At 63.5% G+C, this 18353-nt stretch carries 14 protein-coding genes; 8 read left to right on the top strand and 6 right to left on the bottom strand.

Going from position 1 to position 18353, the window contains the following annotated elements; genetic code table 11:
- Positions 1-41: 41 nt before the first annotated feature.
- Positions 42-557, bottom strand: a complete 516-nt coding sequence (locus KV397_RS13255) for a GNAT family N-acetyltransferase (RefSeq protein ID WP_248539755.1) — start codon at positions 555-557, stop codon at positions 42-44.
- 65 nt (positions 558-622) lie between these two features.
- Here KV397_RS13255 and KV397_RS13250 point away from each other — a divergent pair, with 65 nt between their 5' ends.
- Positions 623-1450, top strand: coding sequence for a sulfite exporter TauE/SafE family protein (locus tag KV397_RS13250; RefSeq protein WP_261811461.1), 828 nt, complete (start codon positions 623-625; stop codon positions 1448-1450).
- Positions 1451-1526: 76 nt separating this feature from the next.
- On the opposite strand, the gene aspS is transcribed toward KV397_RS13250, so the two are convergent.
- A complete protein-coding gene (aspS, locus tag KV397_RS13245) occupies positions 1527-3308 on the bottom strand; it encodes an aspartate--tRNA ligase (protein WP_131491768.1) in 1782 nt (593 codons plus the stop codon).
- Positions 3309-3451: 143 nt separating this feature from the next.
- Here aspS and KV397_RS13240 point away from each other — a divergent pair, with 143 nt between their 5' ends.
- Entirely contained in the window at positions 3452-3826 is a 375-nt protein-coding gene (locus tag KV397_RS13240) for a DUF5684 domain-containing protein (RefSeq protein ID WP_131491769.1), read from the top strand.
- A 1-nt stretch (position 3827) separates the two neighbouring features.
- Positions 3828-4457 (top strand): histidine phosphatase family protein, encoded by a 630-nt coding sequence (locus tag KV397_RS13235; protein WP_047520707.1) that lies wholly within the window; start codon positions 3828-3830, stop codon positions 4455-4457.
- A gap of 73 nt (positions 4458-4530) precedes the next feature.
- On the opposite strand, the gene KV397_RS13230 is transcribed toward KV397_RS13235, so the two are convergent.
- A complete protein-coding gene (locus tag KV397_RS13230; RefSeq protein ID WP_261811460.1) occupies positions 4531-5436 on the bottom strand; it encodes an NAD(P)/FAD-dependent oxidoreductase in 906 nt (301 codons plus the stop codon).
- 239 nt (positions 5437-5675) lie between these two features.
- Between KV397_RS13230 and KV397_RS13225 the strand changes: the two genes are divergently transcribed.
- Both KV397_RS13225 and KV397_RS13220 read left to right on the top strand, forming a co-directional pair.
- Complete coding sequence (locus tag KV397_RS13225; RefSeq protein ID WP_261811459.1) at positions 5676-5957, top strand: hypothetical protein; 282 nt, start codon at positions 5676-5678, stop codon at positions 5955-5957.
- Positions 5954-6343, top strand: coding sequence for a helix-turn-helix domain-containing protein (locus tag KV397_RS13220; RefSeq protein ID WP_261811458.1), 390 nt, complete (start codon positions 5954-5956; stop codon positions 6341-6343). Before KV397_RS13225 ends, KV397_RS13220 begins: the two co-directional genes overlap by 4 nt.
- A gap of 815 nt (positions 6344-7158) precedes the next feature.
- On the opposite strand, the gene KV397_RS13215 is transcribed toward KV397_RS13220, so the two are convergent.
- Together KV397_RS13215 and KV397_RS13210 are read right to left on the bottom strand one after the other, a co-directional pair.
- The gene (locus KV397_RS13215; protein WP_261811457.1) at positions 7159-9816 is read right to left on the bottom strand and encodes a DEAD/DEAH box helicase; all 2658 of its coding nucleotides are present in this window, start codon (positions 9814-9816) and stop codon (positions 7159-7161) included.
- Entirely contained in the window at positions 9813-10793 is a 981-nt protein-coding gene (locus tag KV397_RS13210) for a HamA C-terminal domain-containing protein (protein WP_261811456.1), read from the bottom strand. The genes KV397_RS13215 and KV397_RS13210 overlap by 4 nt, the downstream gene beginning before the upstream one ends.
- A 176-nt stretch (positions 10794-10969) precedes the next feature.
- On the opposite strand from KV397_RS13210, the gene KV397_RS13205 reads away from it, so the two are divergent.
- Positions 10970-14530: a KAP family NTPase gene (locus tag KV397_RS13205; RefSeq protein WP_261811455.1), complete on the top strand. Its 3561-nt coding sequence runs from the start codon at positions 10970-10972 to the stop codon at positions 14528-14530.
- Positions 14531-14543: 13 nt separating this feature from the next.
- On the opposite strand, the gene KV397_RS13200 is transcribed toward KV397_RS13205, so the two are convergent.
- Positions 14544-15053 carry a hypothetical protein gene (locus KV397_RS13200; RefSeq protein WP_261811454.1) on the bottom strand — a complete coding sequence of 170 codons (510 nt, stop codon included), beginning with the start codon at positions 15051-15053 and terminating at the stop codon, positions 14544-14546.
- A gap of 567 nt (positions 15054-15620) precedes the next feature.
- Between KV397_RS13200 and KV397_RS13195 the strand changes: the two genes are divergently transcribed.
- Together KV397_RS13195 and KV397_RS13190 are read left to right on the top strand one after the other, a co-directional pair.
- Positions 15621-17810, top strand: coding sequence for an alpha/beta hydrolase (locus KV397_RS13195; RefSeq protein ID WP_261811453.1), 2190 nt, complete (start codon positions 15621-15623; stop codon positions 17808-17810).
- A gap of 171 nt (positions 17811-17981) precedes the next feature.
- Positions 17982-18353: a MerR family transcriptional regulator gene (locus KV397_RS13190; RefSeq protein ID WP_261811452.1), complete on the top strand. Its 372-nt coding sequence runs from the start codon at positions 17982-17984 to the stop codon at positions 18351-18353.

Genomic DNA, 18353 nt, shown 5'->3' with positions numbered 1-18353 from the left:
ACGGACGGTGGCGAGGGGGTGGCCGAACAGGGCCGCGGGCCTCAGACCTGCGGGACGCTGTACTTGAAGCCGCGGTGCGAGCCGACGTAGCCCAGTCGCTCGTAGAAGCGGTGCGCGTCGGTACGGGCGGCATCGGAGGTGAGCTGCACCATCGTCGCGCCCACGGCGGGGGCAGCGACCTCTCCCACCCAGCGCATCACGGTGGAGCCGATGCCCGACGAGCGCAGACTGCTCCGCACGCGCACTGCCTCGACGAGCAGTCGCCGCGCGCCCCGACGCGCCATCCCCGGGATCGAGGTGAGCTGCAGCGTGCCGACGACGTCGCCGTCCAGCTCGACCACGAGGAGGTCGTTCGACGGCTCGGTCAGGATCTCGACGAGCCCCCGTGTGTACGCGGGACGGTCCTCGTCGGAAGCCACGTCACCGCGCGCGGCGCTGATCGGATCGTCGGCGAGGAGAGCGATCACGGCATCCGTGTCGTCCACGGTCGCCCGGCGCAGGAGCGCGGTGCCCCTGCGCGAATCGAACGAGTGCGGCAGTGGGAGGGCATCGAGCATGCCACCAGTCTGCCAGCGCCCGGCCGGATGCCGGAGCACCGCCGACTCTCTGGAATCATGGCCAGGTGGATATCGGCGCTGTGCTCGGACTGGAGCAACTCACGTGGGGGATACTGCTGCTCGTCGTCATCGCCGCATTCTGCGCCGGCTGGATCGACGCCGTCGTCGGTGGGGGAGGCCTGCTGCAGCTCCCCGCGCTCCTGCTGATCCCCGGCATCTCGCCGGTGCAGGCCCTCGCGACGAACAAGCTCGCCTCGGTCTTCGGCACCGCGACCAGTAGCGTCACCTACTACCGCCGCGCGAAGCCCGACGTACGCACGGCCCTGCCCATGGCGGCGATCGCCTTCGTCGGCTCGTTCGCTGGCGCGGCCGTGGCGACCGTGCTTCCGCCCGCCGCGTTCAAGCCCATCATCGTGATCGCCCTGCTCGTGGTGGCGCTGTTCACCGCATTCCGTCCCCAGATGGGCGCGGCGACCCAGCTGCGTTTCCACGGGCACAAGCATCACATCATGGCGGGTGCCGCCGGCCTCGGGATCGGCTTCTACGACGGGATGATCGGTCCCGGCACCGGTACCTTCCTCGTGATCACTCTCGTCGCACTGCTCGGCTACGACTTCCTGCAGGCGAGCGCCAAGGCGAAGATCGTGAACCTGGCCACGAACGCGGGTGCCCTGATGCTGTTCATCCCGCACGGCGCGGTGCTGTGGTTGCTGGGCGGCATCCTCGCTGTGGCGAACGTCGCGGGCAGCTACCTGGGCTCGCGCATGGCCATCTCCCGCGGCACCACCTTCATCCGCGTGGTGTTCCTGGCGGTCGTGATCGCCCTGATCGCGAAGCTCGGTGTCGACGTGTGGAACGAGAACATCGTGCCCGCGCTCGCGCTCCTCGGCTGAGCAATGAAAAACCGCCCGGGTCGCACGGATCCGAAGATCTCGTGCGACCCGGGCGCGCGTCGCGGTGACGGCGGGGTCAGGCCTCGTCGTCCTCCGGCTCGAAGTCGACGCCGGCCTCAGCGCGCTGCGCCGCGGTGATCGGAGCCGGTGCGGCGGTCAGCGGGTCGAAACCGTTGCCGGACTTCGGGAACGCGATGACTTCGCGGATCGACTCGGTCTTGGTGAGGTGCTGCAACACGCGGTCCATGCCGAGCGCGATTCCGCCGTGCGGCGGGGCGCCGAACTTGAACGCGTCGAGCAGGAAGCCGAACTGCTCGTCAGCCTGCTCGTCGCTGATGCCCATGACCTCGAACACGCGCTTCTGCACGTCTTCGCGGTGGATGCGGATCGACCCGCCGCCGAGCTCGGATCCATTGCACACGATGTCGTAGGCGTAGGCGAGAGCAGAACCGGGGTCGGTGTCGAAGGTGTCCTCGAACTCCGGCTTCGGGCCCGTGAACGCGTGGTGCACGGCGGTCCATGCCCCAGCGCCCACAGCGACGTCGCCCGAGGCCACGGCATCTGCGGCTGGCTCGAACATCGGGGCGTCGACGACCCAGGTGAAGGCGAACTCATCCGGGCTCAGGTAGCCGAGGCGACGACCGATCTCGACGCGTGCGGCACCGAGCAGGGCGCGGCTCTCCTTGGTGGAACCGGCGGCGAAGAAGACGCAGTCGCCGGTCTCCGCACCCACGAGCTCTGCGAGTCCGGCCTGTTCCGACTCGGACAGGTTCTTCGCCGCGGGGCCGCCGAGCGTCCCGTCCTCGTTGAACAGCACGTACGCGAGACCACGGGCTCCACGCTGCTTCGCCCAGTCCTGCCACGCGTCGAGCTGCTTGCGCGGCTGGCTCGCGCCACCGGGCATCCGCACGGCGCCGACGTACTCGGCCTGGAAGACGCGGAACGGGGTGTCTGCAAAGTACTCGGTCGCGTCGACGAGTTCGAGGCCGAAGCGCAGGTCGGGCTTGTCGGAACCGTACTTCGCCATGGCATCGGCGTACGTCATGCGCGGCAGCGGGGTCGCGACCTCGACGCCGATCGTCGCCCACATCGCGACGATGAGCGACTCCATCAGGGCGATGACGTCTTCCTGGTCGACGAAGCTCATCTCGATGTCGAGCTGCGTGAACTCGGGCTGGCGGTCGGCGCGGAAGTCCTCATCGCGGTAGCAGCGCGCGATCTGGAAGTACTTCTCGACACCGCCGACCATCAGCAGCTGCTTGAACAGCTGCGGCGACTGCGGCAGGGCGTACCAGCTGCCGGGGCTCAGTCGCGCGGGCACCAGGAAGTCGCGGGCACCTTCGGGCGTCGAACGCGTGAGGGTCGGCGTCTCGACCTCGGTGAAGTCCTCGGCGTGCAGCACATCGCGGATCGCCTTGTAGACGTCGGAACGCAGGCGCAGGTTGGCGGCCTGTCCGGGACGACGCAGGTCGAGGTAGCGGTACTTGAGGCGCGCCTCTTCTCCGACCGTCTCGGTGTCGGCGAGCGCCGTCGACACCTGGAAGGGCAGCGCAGCGGACTCGTTGAGCACCTCGACATCGGTCGCGATGAGCTCGATCTCCCCGGTCGGCAGGTTCGGGTTCGCGTTGCCCTCGGGGCGCAGCGACACCTCACCGGTGACCTTCAGGACGAACTCGTTGCGCAGCGGGTGCGCGATCTCCTCGTCGCGGATGACGACCTGGGCGATGCCCGAGGCATCCCGCAGATCGATGAAAGCGACTCCTCCGTGGTCACGACGGCGATCGACCCAACCCGTGAGGGTGACGGTCTGACCGATGTGCTCGGCTCGCAGAGAGCCTGCCGAGTGGGTGCGAAGCACGGAGTATTCCTTCTGATCTGGGAAATGGGGAACGCGCCCATTCTATGGGGGTGGTCGGCCCGTCTCCGGCCCCGTCAGCGGCGCCGGAGCCGTCGGATCAGTAGGATCGCCACGACACAGCTCTTACACAGAAAGGGAGCACCGTGGACAACAACGGCATCTCCGATCTCTACGCATCGATCTTCTCCGGCACCACGGGGCTGATCGCGCTCGTCTTCTACATCCTCGTCGCCGTCGGACTCTGGAAGGTGTTCACGAAGGCCGGATACCCCGGGATCCTCGCGATCATCCCGATCGTGAACCTCGTCTTCCTGGTGAAGATCGCCGGCATGTCCGGGTGGTTCGCGCTGCTCTACCTGATCCCGATCGTGAACCTGGTCCTCGCGATCATCGTGGCGTTCAAGCTCGGCGCACGCTTCGACAAGGGCGGAGTCTTCTCGTTCTTCCTGCTGGTCCTCTTCCCGTACATCGGGTACCTGATCCTCGGCTTCGGGGATTCGCGCTACAGCAAGGCGTGACATGACGGCGTCCCGGTTGCACCTCGTCCGACACGGCGAGGTGCACAATCCGGCCCGCGTGCTCTACGGGCGGCTGCCCGACTACCACCTGAGCACGGCGGGCCGGGGGATGGCGGCGGCCGCTGCCGAGCACGTCGCGGAGTCGGGTCGGCCGGTCTCCGCGCTGTACTCCTCACCGTTGGAGCGTGCGCAGGAGTCCGCCGAGCCGTTCGCCGAGGGCTTCGATCTCGTGCCGGAGATCGACATCCGCCTCATCGAGCCGACCAACGTCTTCGAGGGCACGCAGATGCGTCGTTCCCTCATGAACCCGCTGAACTGGTGGCACCTGCGCCAGCCCGCGCTGCCGAGCTGGGGCGAACCGTATTCCTCCATCGCGGAGCGGATGCTCGGCGTCATGGACGAGGCCTGGGATGAGGCGGCCGACGGAGACGTCGTGATGGTGTCCCATCAGGCGCCGATCTGGATCACGCACCTCCGCGTCGCGGGTCTGCCCCTGCGTCACGACCCGCGCACCCGCCGCTGCGCCCTGTCGAGCGTCACCTCGTTCGAACGCGTCGGTGATGTCTGGCGCGAAGTCGCCTACGCCGAGCCGGCCGCGACCGGCGGCGCCGTGGATGTCGGGGCCGTCTGACCCCCGTTCGAATCGCGCAACCGGCTCCCCTTCGGCGACGGATGCGGCCGGTTGCGCGATTCGAAAGCCGAGGTCAGTGCTCGGCAGCCAGGAGTGACTGGATGATGCCGACGGCTGCGAGCTGACCGGCGCCGGCCGCCAGCAGGACGGACGCCATCGGGCCGGGGAGCGAGGCGCGGTGCGCGAGGTCGCCCGCGGCGAAGACCCCGGGGAGCGAGGTGCGGCCGAATTCATCGATCTCGATCGCACCGGACTCGAGCATCCGCACGCCGAGATCTGCGGCGAAGGGTGCCCGCTGCCGCATCGTGCCGGACGCCACGAAGACGCCGGCCACCACGGACTCCTCGGAACCGGCGACGATCCGGACCCCGTCCTCGTGCCTCTCGACGGATGCCACCGGAGCGGCGCTGATCCGCACTCCCTCCGCCTCGAGGGAGATGCGTTCCTCGTCCGTGAACGCCTCGGCGATCGGGAACACCGTGATGTCCTCGACGATGCGCCCGAGCAGCCCGATCAGATGGCCGGCGCGAGGGGCGGCACCCATGATGCCGATGGACCTGCCCGCATGCTCGTGACCGTCGCAGAAAGGGCAGCTGAACGCGAGGGTGCCCCACAGGTCCTGCAGCCCGGGGACGACGGGCAGATCGTCGGCGACGCCGGTGGCCAGGATGACCCGTCGCCCCTCGACGGTCGATCCGTCGGTGAGCGTCACGGTGAACGCATCCTCGGATCCGGAGATCCCGGTGGCGGCACCCTCGCGGATCTCCACGTCGGCGTAGGTCGAGAGCTCGTCTCGGGCCTTCGCTCGGAACGCGGCAGGGGGAGCGCCGTCTGCACCGATCATGTTGTGCATGTGCAGCACGGTGCCGTTGCGGTACTCGCCCGAGTCCAGCAGCAGTGCCGAGCGGTGCATCCGGCCGAGGGTCAGGGCGGCCTGCAGCCCTGCCGGGCCTGCGCCGATCACGATGGCGTCGTACATGGGGATCCTTCCGTGGAGGTTGCTTTCCCGCACAGTCTGTGACTTCATGTCAACATGAAGTCAAGCGCCGAGCATCCCTGGTCCGTGGGCGACGTCGCCACCCGGTTCGATTGTCAATCGGCCCGCATTGTGCGCCAATATCACCTTCATCCTGCGCTCGCGCCACCCAACTGACTCAACTCGCGCTACTTGATCCGCATGATTCCACGGATTTCACCCGCAACCATCGAAGGGTCCTCATGGCCAAGTCCGAACGCCTGCCACCGTCAGAATTGACTGAGGAGTGGCCGAACACCGTCTCGCCCGATATCGCGGGGGAGACAGCACGTCAGCTTGCCGTCAACCTACGGCGATCAATCGGTGATGCGAGCATACGATCCATCGCCGACATTGCAGGTCTCGATGAAGGCACGATCCGCAAGCTGCTGTCTGGTGCACGGTGGCCGGACTTGCGAACGATTGTTCTGCTCGAGCAGGCGGTGGGGACACCGCTGTGGTCTGGCGACGGGGCTGACCAGTGACGCTCAAGAGCATCGGCGACGTCGCGCGCGTGATGGGCTTGCCCACGAACGTCCTCCGGCACTGGGAAACGGTTGGGCTGCTCCTCCCGGAGCGCGATACAGCGGGTCGAAGGAAATACAGCGAGGACCAGATCGTGCGAATCGCTGTCATCCAGCGAAGCCAGGCATCGGGAATGACGTTGAAGCAGATCGGCGTGATGCTCGACGATGGCGCGAGAGAGCGTCATGAAATCTTGCAGGAGCATCTGGACGACATCGACCGGCGTATGGAAGACATGCGGCGGTCGAGGGCGATGACGGAGCATGCGATGAACTGTAGATCCCACGACATCGCGACGTGTCCGCGCTTCCGCGCTGGTGTCGATGACGTCATGTCCCGGTTCTGAGACTGGGGATGCTACTGACGGGGCCGCCGAGCTGCTGGCGACCCCGTCAAAGTCAGACCAGTGAGGTGCTCTGTTCGGCGACCGGCCACGTCTGCTCTATGGTCTAGAGGAATCGCCCGGTGAAGTCGCGCACCCCGTCGGCGGTGATGTCGTACTCGTCGAAGGACAGGTTCACGACGTCACGTTCGGGGTGAGGGGGGGCAGTCCACTCATCAGCGTGGCGAGGCACCCGGTCAGCGCGACCTTCGCGTCAGGGACGAGCGGGGGCGGGCGGTATCGCGAGTGGTCCACGAGCCAGCGCTCGACGGGTTTTCCGACGCCGGTCTGCTCGATGATGTAAGCGGCGTGGTGAAAGTGAGCCTTGGCGCTTTCCTAGTACGGGGAATCATGAAATCGGTACAGCCAGACAGTAGCGCGCCCGAGAAGCCGAACCATCGTCGACTCTTTCGCAAGCTTGTCGCGCACGGCTAGTCGTCCGATCTAGCTCTGGATATGACATGTCTCCTTGCTCGGGGCCGCGCCGGTCGCGCTGGCCTTCATGACTTCCATGCGCGGTCCGCATATCGGAGTTGCCCACGCAGGCGTGGGTCGTTACTCAGACATGCTGGTCGCGGAGCCTGCGTCAGCCAGCTCGTCGAGCCCGTGGAATGGGCGACTTGACGAGTAGCGGCGAGTCCGAATCGCTCTCCGTCGTTTCCGGCCATCGTCCGCAATTTAGGCCCGACAGTCCAACACGGGGCCTCCTCGGGCGTGGCGGTAGCCCGATGCCTGGAAGGCTCTCTTGCCTGGGGGCTCCCGTCTTTGGATACGAACAATCAGGCCGTGGCTACCGCGGGCACCTTGACGAAGATGTTGCTCACCTCGTCCCGCGCCTCGGGCTCGTCTTTCAGCGCAACTAGCAGTGACTCGACCTGGAGACCAAACAGCTCGCCGTGATCGGTGAACTCTAGGAGCTTCCCGTAGTTGCGCACGAGTGCCCCTGCCGTGGCTCGGCTGAAGCCGATCTCCTGAAGCTCGACCACTCGCGCGTCGGTCGTCCCGTATTCGACGAGGTTCGCCAAGTTGTGGCCGGATTCATCGGCGCCCAGTGCGCGACGGGAAAGGTCGTAGTAGTTCTGCAGGTATCCGATAATCCGGAATCTGAGGCCGCCTTCGATGTCCCGCAGCGTTTCTTCGATGACGAAGTTCACCTGCTTAGAAGACGACGTGAAAGGCTCGGTTCGGAAGCCTGTGGGCGCGTCGAAATCGGGGAAGGTAATGACTCCTCGGTCCTCGTAGTAACCGATTGAATTACGAATCAGGAGGGATAGCGGCAGCCCGCGGATCCAACTTCTCATCAGGATCGCCCAGTACCTCAGGCGCCTGTCCAGTGCGTCGGCGGTCGAGTTCTTCGAAACCAGAGAGTCTCGGATCCTTGACTCCTCGACCCGCCAGTTGTAAAGCTCGCTCAGGCGTCGAAGGACATCGTGGTAGGTGTCGGTCGAACCGAGATCCGCGTTGTCGGAGACCAGCGGTCCGAGTTGCCCACTCTCGAGTCCTTTCCAGACGCGGTCCTGATACACGGGGAGGATATTCGGGGACCGTCGGAGGATGTCAGTCGGAACGTCAACCGCTGCCGCTGCTTTCCGTAGCAGGTCGCTCGCGCCCTCAATCTTCTCCAAGAAAGTGGTGCGAAGTGGCGTGGCCTGCTGGTCAAGGTGATGCGTCATCAAGATGGAGGCGTACTGCTGGACGTTCTGTAGCGCGTCGGCCGAGGTGCCCTTCGGGAGATCTTGACCCTTCAGCACTCGCTCGATGTTGGTGTAGTCCTTGCGCGTCCGTCTGTCGGAAGGCAGAAGGAAGCTGGTCACCGGTTCCGGCTCTGTCTTCGCAATCAGCTCGCGGGTTGTCGCTTGCCATCTACTGGCTTCGTGGCGGACACAGATCACGTTGCCGGAGAAGTCGTACGTCAGGCGGCCGGCACGTCCGACGAGGTTCTCGAAATCGATCTTTCGGAAATTACGACTTCCATGCTTGTCGCTGAGCACGAAGATGTTCTTCGCGGGCAGGTTCACGCCTTCGAGCAGGGTGGATGTACACACTACGTATTGCAGTGGCGAGTCTTCCGCCGAGAAGCACTCCTCGACCTTCTCCCGCACCTCCTGGGGCATTTTGCCGTGGTGGAATGCGACCCCGTGTTCGAGGCAATCGGCTAGGAAGTAGTCCTTGTGGACGAACTTTCGGACGTATGCGCTCAACTCGGCAACTATGGGGCTCTTCACCTTGGGCAGTGAGCGGGCGAGTCGGAGTGCGAACTCGGCCGCTTTGGCCGCGCTGTTGATGTACACGATGGCTTTGCGGCCTTGGCTTCGAGTCGTGATCAGCTCGAGTTCGTCGCCGGCGACGGGCGCCGCATCCATCTTCTCGGCACTTCCGCTGAGTCCCGAGAAGCGGTACTGCTCCCGGTCGACCAGATCTACGAAGTAGCGCTGCTGAGCGACCGTGCGCTCGCGTACCTTCATGGCGCCCGAAGACGCTTTCTGGAAGAGCTCCAGGAAGAGCTCCGGGTTCTTGATGCTTGGGGAGGCGAAGATCAGCTTCGTCGCATATCTTCGCGTTGTCTCAACGATGGCGTGGTAGTACAGGGCGCTTCGAGTGTCGTTCTCTGCCACGACTTTCTGGGCCTCATCCACGATGAGGTAGTCGATGTCTCGAGTGGGGGCGGCGAGGTATCGAAGAAGGCGCTCAGGAGTGAGGACGAAGATCGAGCGCGAGTACCGCTCACGGATCAGCCGCGGGAGGATGGGGAAAGTCGAAACGTTGACATCAGGGACGTCTTGAAGCAACTCGCGAAGGTCGGCAGCTGTCTGCCCGATCAGCGCCTTAGTGGGAACGAGCAAGACCACGCAGTGTTGGTCCAGTTCCGGACGCTGAACGATCTCGTAGAGGGCATCCTTGATAATGAAAGACTTGCCGAGGGACGTCGGTCCAGAGAAGCTGAAGTAGTCGGAGCTGCGCAGGCCCTCAGCAATCTCGAACTGGGTATCGGTGAAGACCTTGTCCCCGTGGTGGGTTGCCTGGATGGTCTCCTTCGCGGCCCGAAGCACGCCGCGGGATAGCGGCATCGTGAACAGACTCCCGACTTCCTTCTGAAGTGTGCTGATCCCCGGGAAGTTTCCGAGCTGGATCAGGACAGCTTCGGAGACCGCCAGCGTCCTTGTCTGCAGCGCTGCAGGGAGACCGAGGAGTTCGTCATACTCCCGTAAGAGGGCGATCACGCTATATGCGAGCTCGCGATGAGTGTCAGCTTCCGAGTGGGAGAGGATGTCGGCGTACCGGAGCAGCCCGCGTACAGTCTGTTCGTCGAGAGTTGCAGCCACCTTCCCCTCGAGGAAAGCCTGTGCCACGGTGCTCTCGGCGAGGTGGAAGGCATCCCGGAAGTCGTCGCGTTCCGCGATGATCTCGCCGAGCGCCGTCGCCGCAGTCTTCTTCACTTCTCATCACTCCGGTCGTTTCGCAGTGCGCGGGCAAGGTCTTCCCGGACGTTCTCGATTCCGCGGATCTCTCCCTGTACGACCTGGCGAAGGAACGGAACTGCGTAGATGTGGAAGTGGTAGCCGCCTAGCCCGCGGTCTTTGATCTGCTTGGAAATGGCGTCCGTGGCTTCGTCGATGAGCGCTCGGGCGTCGTCCCGCAGTTGGACCTCGATCTCACCAACGGTGAGGTCCTCGAACGCGACGGTGGACGCGTCCACTTCGAACCCGATGAACACTCCGAACGCGTTGGTCTTCGTGACGGGGTTCTGCCCGCGCGCGGTCGGCAGCAGAATCGACGCGAGCACATTGATTTGGTCAGGGTCTAGCGTCTCCTTGAGCAGCTCTGATTCGACGAGCCAGGTGTCGAACTCGAACGCTCCCTTGTGCACCTCTGCCATCGATTTGAAGGCCGCCTTGACCGCTCGCTTCACGCTGGATCTCGGTTTCTTCAGGTCGCCGTACATCTTCGATTCACCAAAGATCAGTTGAAAGACGCCGTTGTCGTCGAGGAGGAGATGCACGCCGTCGGCGCCGTTCACGTAGTGGTTCGGCGAGGTCTTGAGCTCCATCTTGGATAGAACCTTTGGAGCGCCGAGATGACCTTCAAGCAGAGCGTAGAGGAGAAGCTCACCACCCTCGCCCGCCTTCGCGTCGGGCTTGCGGAACTGCGTCTGCACCTTGTTGACCACCTCGACTGTCCGCCCCGGGTCCTGCCGAAGCTTCTCCAAGTTCTGTCGGGACAGGACGTACCCGAGCGTGGAGTTCGCGAGTTCTTTATACAGCTGGGATACGACAAACTCGCCGCCGTCGATGCGGAGTACGTGTAGGTGTACCGAGACCTTCTTATGCAGGTCGAAGGTGTCGGGCTCGTAGAACAGATCAAGAAACCGCTGACGGTTCACTAGCGATAGCGGAAGCGGCGGCTGCCGACTCATGTGTATTCCCCCCCTGTGCATGGGCCGCTTCCTCACGTCCCACCTAAGCCGACATTATCGGCAATACGCGTTCCTCCGAGGGATCGTTACCCGCGCGCGATCCACGCAGGAGCGCTATCGGATGTCCATTCACCCCGATAGAGTCAGGATCAGGTGACGACAGGGGGAACGTTCAAATGCAGGTGCTCAGTGCAGAGGATCTCGTACCGGATGAGCCACTCGGCGCGGGAGCTGGGGGCATCGGCGAGAAAGACGATCTGCTGCACCACCGAGTGCTCGCCCGACGAACAGCGGAACTAGCGGTGTCGTCTCCCGGTAACGCGAACATCGCCCTGTTCGGCCCTTGGGGATCGGGAAAGAGCAGTTTCAACGCCTTGTTGCGTGAGGAACTCGGTAAGCAGTCGACCAAGACTCAACACATCACCTTCGACGCATGGAAGAACGCGGGCTCTGGGTTTCGCACGAACTTCTTGTCTGAGGTCGCCGCGCAACTGAAAGCGGACGTCAAGATCTCGGACAAGCTCTTTCAAGCGACGACCTCCGTGCAAGGACCGCTTTCCGACCGGAAGTGGAGCCCACGCGCACGATTCTTCATCCTGATCGGTGTCCTCCTCGGCGTGTTCTTCGGCCTGCCGGCCCTCTGGACCGGTGTGCAGCTTCTCTCGGGCGTCAAGCGCACATACTTCAGCCTCTTCGTCGAAAACATCGGTGGCTTCGCGAACATGGCTGCGGGCGGCACGCTCATCGTTGTCGTCGCGCTGGCGATCATCGAGCTCTCGAAGGTCACAGTGTCGAAATCCACGCCGAGTCACGTGGCGCAGTTCGGGAAGCTGTTCGAAGAGATTCTTGAGACCAAGAAGAAGCATCGCTTCGTCATCTTCGTCGATGAACTCGACCGCTGTACGCCTTCAGACGTGATGGCGACCCTGGAAGGTCTACGCACTTTCCTCGGACACAAGGAGTGTGTCTTCGTCGTCGCGTTTGACCGCGAAGCAGTCGCCGGAGTCATTGCCAGTCAGCTGAAAGAGAGCGCCCCTCGGGACAACGCGGCGCCTTATTACCGCACGAGCGGGGAGTACCTCGACAAGATCTTCCAGTTCCAGTTGGCCCTCCCGCCGCAGCCCGTACACACCTTCCGTCGCTTCGCCTCCTCGCTTGTTCGAGAACGAGGAGGGGTGTGGGGCCAGCTTCGATCTCACGATGCCGACCTGCTCGACAGAGTCGTGAACATCCTGTCGCCGATGCACCTTGCCAGTCCTCGACGCACCAAGGTATTGCTGAATGACTTCGCGGTAAACGCCAGGATCTACGAAGGCATGAACTTCGAGTGGTTGGATCGGGCTGAGGAAATCGCGGTTCTCACCGTCCTGCAAACCGAGTTTCCTCGTCTGGCGGCTGACCTCGAACGTGAGCCAGCCCTCATGCGATACCTGTACCGCCCAGGCACTGCCGAGCCCACACGCCCGTCCCTTCTTGAGCTCGTCAATCAGTACGTCGGTGAGGACAAGCGCGATACCGCGCTGGACGAGGTCGTGGGTGAAGACGATGCGGATGAGGTAAAGGAACAACTCGAGGAGAACCTCGAACGCTATCTGCGGCTGCTGAGGGAGCGAAACGTTCCCGAGCCTCGCGCAGACCTGATCATGATGCACTCCGACGGCTCTCTTCTCGCCTTCGACGATCCCGGCGTCTATCACGAGCTCCTCTCCGCCGCTGATATGCCTCGAGCGGATCTCCTCAACGGGTTGAACCAGGCCAGTGACCGCGACCTTGGAGAGGCGATTCGCTACCTCCTCGACCAGACAGAGAAGGAATCGAAGGGCGTCTCGGACCGCCTCGTTGTTCTCGCGGGCGAGATTGCGGCCGAGCTTGTTGCCGTCGAACCGGACATCGCACGCCTGCTGGAAGGGCGAGTGTCAACAGCGATCAGCGGCATGAGCGTTCAGAGCCTCCAGGGGTATGGCAGGGCTGCAACGGTTGGTTACAGGGGCCGGGAGATGCGAACGATTCTCGACGTTGCGCAGGCACAGACTGGCGAAGGTGTAGCAAAGGTCATCTGGTTTCTTCAAGACTCGATCAGAGACAAGGACTGGCCGAGGGCCCGTACAGACATGCTGCCAGCGGTTCTGCGGCACGCGGTCGCGCAGCCCGATGTGGCGTCTGCGTTCTTCACCAAGTTCTCCGAGGATCTCGACGCGAAGCTGACCTTCGATGAGATCAAGGAGCTCGCTGCAGCGCTCTCGGCAACAGCTCCGGAGCCGGTGGAGCCGACAGCGGCGACCGCGGCGGCGAAGACAGTCGCGGATGAACAAGACGCAGAGAACAAGGCTGCCTACGAGCAGCAGCGTGAAGCGTACCGAGGGATCGCGGCGGAGATTACCGCGGGCTGGGCGGAGTTCGCGCTTGGTTCGACGCTTCGGCGGGACCTTCTACGCGTCCTTCGCCGCGCAGACACCAACAGGGGCTTCCTGGACCTTCACGATTCACTGATCGACCAAGACATCGAGCGCGGCCAGGGAGGCGAAGCGAACTCGCTCCTCATGGACGCGATATTCCGATCTCCCACGCGTGCGAAAACACGATGGGTCGACAGGCTCGACGGAAGCGAAACGGTTTCGGCGGCGTCAAAGCATGATGCGCTTCACGCTGTCGTCAAGCTCGTCACCGACAGTAACAACGAGTCGGTACGCGAGGGCGGCGCCATCGCTGCTCAGAGGGTCGCGAGCGTTCCGTCCGACGAGTTCGACCTTTCAAGCGTCGTGGAGCTGATTCGCGGCGATCTTGAAACTGACTGGGATGAGTATTCCGACTCGCGGTTCGAGACCCAATTGCGTCTGCTGGCCATCCTGGATTCCCTCGGTAGTGACGTAAATACCACCGACGGCATGCGCGAAAAACTCTATCTGGGGGCCGTTGCCTCTGCGCAAGCAGAGGCGGCCGCAGTGGACGTCATCGTTGCGTCCCTGGGATCCGAAAAGCCCGCATTTGCCGAGCGAATCGCTACTGCCATGCTTTCGAAGCAGCCATGGGACGAAGCCAGCCCGGAACTTGCGCTCGGCGTGATCCTAGCTGCGCATCATCGCGCGCTGTCGGGCGGCATCGCTATCGTCCACCTACCTGTGGTTGCCCTATCCGCGGTGAGCGATCCAAAGATCGCTCGTTCCCTCAGGGCAACCTGGGTGTCGACGGCTCCTCCAGTCACGGACATCGAGAAGCTGCCTAGCGTGACGACTCTGCCTCAGGATGCGTGGCACCGTTTCGGCCAGAACGCAGACGAGATACAGCGGGGTCAGGCTTGGAGACTCCTGGCGAAGAAAGAAGCACATATAGGAGACCTGCGCGCGCTCAGCGAGCCCGGCCAGCCCCTCGATGTCTACGAGGAGGCCGGAGACAAAGTCCGCACAGCCAAGACGATCCCCGCCCGAGAGCGTGCGGTGAAGGTCTTCCTCGCTCTTCCCGTTCGCCGCGAGGCCGCTGATGAGGTCCGTGCCATGGTCAAGGTGATGGCACAGGACAACAAGCGTGGAGAGTTGGCTCTGGGAATCCTGCTCCTGAAGGCTTATGTGGGAGTGGTCCCCGGATCAGCGGTCAAGTCTCTCCGCCCGCTCGTTTCTTCGTGGGCGGAAGAGGGCGAGGGGCTTGTGGCTAAGCGTGACATCTCCTGGCTTGTGAATAATGGTTTTGCTACGAAGAATTCGTCGCTTTGGGATGTCGTGAAGAAGATATCTAAGCGCTGAGCCGGGGAGCGCTCTACATTCCGCTGAACACCACGTTCGGCATCCCGCCCTTCGGGAACCACGCCGGTGGCGCAACGCTCAGCGGGAAGTTCGACATGCCGTGGAACGAACGCTGGTCGACACCGTCGTGGCGGGGGAGTGCGTCGAGGGTGGTGACGGGCGTCTTCGTCGAGTCCAGCACGGTGAGCTCCGGGAAGACCTGCTGCGCGATGTAGGCGACCACGTCCCACGCTCGGACTCCCTGCTCTTCGGCCAGGGCGAGGATGACTTCGAGCTGGGTGCAGGCGTACTCGAAACGAAGCTCGCCGTCGCCGGTGCGCAGGGCATCGGCGTTCTCTCGCTCGGTGAGGTGGATGGCCTCGTGAATCTCGTCGTATCCGAGGTCAGGGGCCAGCGCGCGGATGGGGAGGATGCGATGACCGCCGATGTCGAGCGTCTCGTCGAGCGGAACGTCGGGCAGATAAGCGGCCACCTCCTCGTAGGTGAGGAAGAGGGGGAATGGGGTCTTGTTCAGGATGGTCATGCACCCTCTATGCGCGGCGGATGAAACGACGACGGCCGTCGGAGCGCTGACTTTCGTCGAGTAGGGGTTCCTCGTTACGGACTTTAGTCCGCATTGCGTTACGATGCAGTCGTCAGGTAGTAGCTGAGCAGAGCGGAGAACGCGTGGACGCACTCGAGTACGCGGATCGCATCGTGCTGGACGATAAGGACAGGCGTTTGCGAGGCACTTCTCGGTAGAGTGCGTAGCGGCGAACCGGCGCGGACCATTCCGGGAGCCTGCGCCTACGCGGGTGCATCGAGTGTTTGGTCCCGTCCGCGTGCAGGACTGGACTGCGGTCTTGGAGTGCAGCGGTGTGATGGGGAGGCGTGCTGCGTCACACGTTGGCTGTGTGCGACGAGCTAGACCAGCGCATTGATCGTGGCAGCCGCGGGCGCAGGTTTCTCAGCGATACGCCGGCTCCAGTTACCGGGCCGGCGGTCCGCCGCCCGGAACCTCATATCCGCCCGCGTCGCGTGCTTAAGATCGCGGCAACAGCACTGCGCGTTTGTTTGTGCAGATCCGGCCGGAGAAGCCCTGGAACGCGCATTGCGCAACACCGGCGTCGAGCGCGCTACGGTGTCGGTGAACGAGCGTTCAGGCGGGGAGGGCATCATGGTGGACGGCGGGGCGTGGCGGAGCCGACGAACGGTAGGTGTACGAGTCCTCACGGATTCGGATCGTGAAGCGGGTGAGGTACTCCTCGCTTTAGCGCGTGCAGTTCAGCCAGCGTTCGAATCTGACGCCATTTATGTCCGAGGTCTCGACGGGCTTCCGTTCATCCTGTGGAGTTCTCGGTCGACGCTAAGCATCGAGAGCGAAGGCGCACTCTACGTTCTCCATGGTGAAGAGGTTCCCTTCGCAGTTGAGGGCGACAGCGACGCCCGTTTGCGGAACAGCGCTGAGGTTGGCCTCGTATTGGTCGACCCCAGGGATGGGGCGACTTCGCGCACGCTCAACGCGATGGACCGGGCGTGGCAAACAGGCGTAGGACACATCGTCGTCGCGGTGGTCGCCGTCGGCGATCCCGATATTGACGAGCTCATCGAGATGTCTGTCGCGGAGCAACTCACTCGCCCAGGTATAGACCGCGACCTCTACAGCGTGGTCCGCGCTGATCCACGGGATCAACGATCCATGGAGGGCGTCGTCGCAGCGGTGACATCGGCCGCGGACATGTCGGACGCTCCTAACCCGTCATCCACACTGATGGTTGTGGCCGGGCTGGAGATACAGGCCGACACGGTTACCGCATACGGATTCCTGCTGGCTGAGGCCCACGCGGGAATGTCGGTCGATGTGTTCGGCACCGGCGACCGACTCATCTGTGACATCGCTGATGTCGAGCGGCCGTCAAGAAGGATTGGTCGACGCGACTACGCAGCCTTGAGTTTGCGCGGGGCGCAAGCTCAAGGAATCAAAGTCGGAGACGTCATCGCGCTCGCAGGCACACTCACGCGAAGCACGATGTTCACGGCAACCTTGCGCGTCCCCGACCTCGATCAAGCGTGGTGGCTCGAACTAGGCGCTACAGATCGGACTATGCGGTTTGCGTTCGATGGCGGCCCCGTACAAGGACGTGTCGTGGGAGTGGACGAAACGATAGGGGTTATCGGCTCTACGCCCGTCGTAACCGTCGCGCTCGACGCGCCCGTACCTCTTCGCGTCGGGACAGGGTTCGCACTCGAAGTTGACGGGCAAACGGCGGCGCTTGGGACAGTGGGCGCCAGTCTTGCAAGCATTGACGACGACGCGAAAGTTGTCACCGTCTGGTTTGGTACCAACAGGCTCCCTCGGGAGGGCGGCGCACACATCGGATTTCACCACGCGCCCGGGGGGAATCAACTGCACTACGGAGCCTGTGTCATTCGCGTGCCTTCATCCCATCGGTTCGGCTCCACCGGCACATCTGCGTGGAAAAGGATGTGGAAGCCGGGAGTGCAAGACGGTCGACTAAGCCTTGAAGAGATCCGGCCCAACGACACGGTCAACGAATTTGCCATCGCCCTACGCAGAGCTCTGGATCACGAGAAAGCTGAAAGCCGTGCTCTCGTCTACGTGCACGGGTACAACACAACTTTCGAGGAAGCGGCAATCCGTGCCGGACAACTAGACGCGGACCTCAACCTTCCCGGAATTACCGCGTTCTTTAGCTGGCCTTCGCACGCCGCATACCTGCGGTACCCAGCCGACGGCGACCGGGCGCGAGAGAGCAAGCAGTCCTTCGTCGAGTTCCTGGACACACTCGTCGCCAAAGCAGGCGTCGAACGCGTCGATCTCATCGTCCACTCGATGGGCAACCAACTACTCACGGAAGCTGTTGAGGCTATGGTGTCGACAGTTCGATTCGCCCACATCCGCTTCGGAGTCGTCGCCCTCGCCGCGCCGGACGTTTCCAAGGCTCGTTTCGAGCAAACAGCACCGTCTATCGTGCCTATCTCGAAAAAGGCGACAATGTACGTCTCCGAGCGAGACCGCGCGCTCTGGCTGGCGCAGCAACTCCTCGCCGGCCCGAGAGCGGGTTCGTGCCCCCCTCTCACCCTGGTGCAGGGCATCGACGCCATCGACGCAACAGATGTCGACTTCTCATTCCTCGGTCATGAGTACTACGCCGGGAGTCACCCCGTCCTGTACGACATCTGGGCCACGATGGGTGGATTTCACTCGCCGTCACAACGGATGAGGCTAACGCAACACGGTCTACCGCAGGGGGGCATCTACTGGAAGTTGCAGGGATAGATCAGTTTCGACCCGGACGCAGACGCGGCAGCAGTCCTTCATCTTGGCGGCCCGCGAAAGAGCTATCTAAGAGGCCGAGCAAGATTGGATAAATCAGCGTGAACAAACTTCGTTCTCGAGTTTCTCGCGTTGCCCGAGTTTTCAAGGATCAGATGCCTTTGCACGGGGTCAGTGCGGTCGACGGCTGACATCCATCTGCCGACCAACGTGTTGCGGCACTGGGAGTCGGTAGGCCTTCTCACCCCTCCCCGCGACTCCGCCGGGCGGCGACGATATGGCGAGGACGAGGTCGTGCGCATCGCCGTGATCCAGCGCAGCAAGGCCGCGGGGATGAGCCTCGAGCAGATCGCGGTGCTGCTCGACGACGGGAGCGCCGGACGGCACCAGGTGCTGCAGCAGCACCTGGACGACATCGACCGGCGCATGGAGGAGATGCGCCGTTCGCGGGAGATGACCGAGCACGCGATGGGCTGTCGCGCGCACGACATCGCCACGTGCCCTCGTTTCCGAGCCGGCGTGGACGACGTCCTGGCGCGGTTCTGA

It is taken from the genome of Microbacterium aurugineum (genome assembly GCF_023101205.1).
Taxonomy (GTDB): Bacteria; Actinomycetota; Actinomycetes; order Actinomycetales; family Microbacteriaceae; genus Microbacterium; species Microbacterium aurugineum.
The sequence above is the reverse complement of the archived record's forward strand: the minus strand, read 5'-3'. Positions and strand labels throughout refer to the sequence as shown.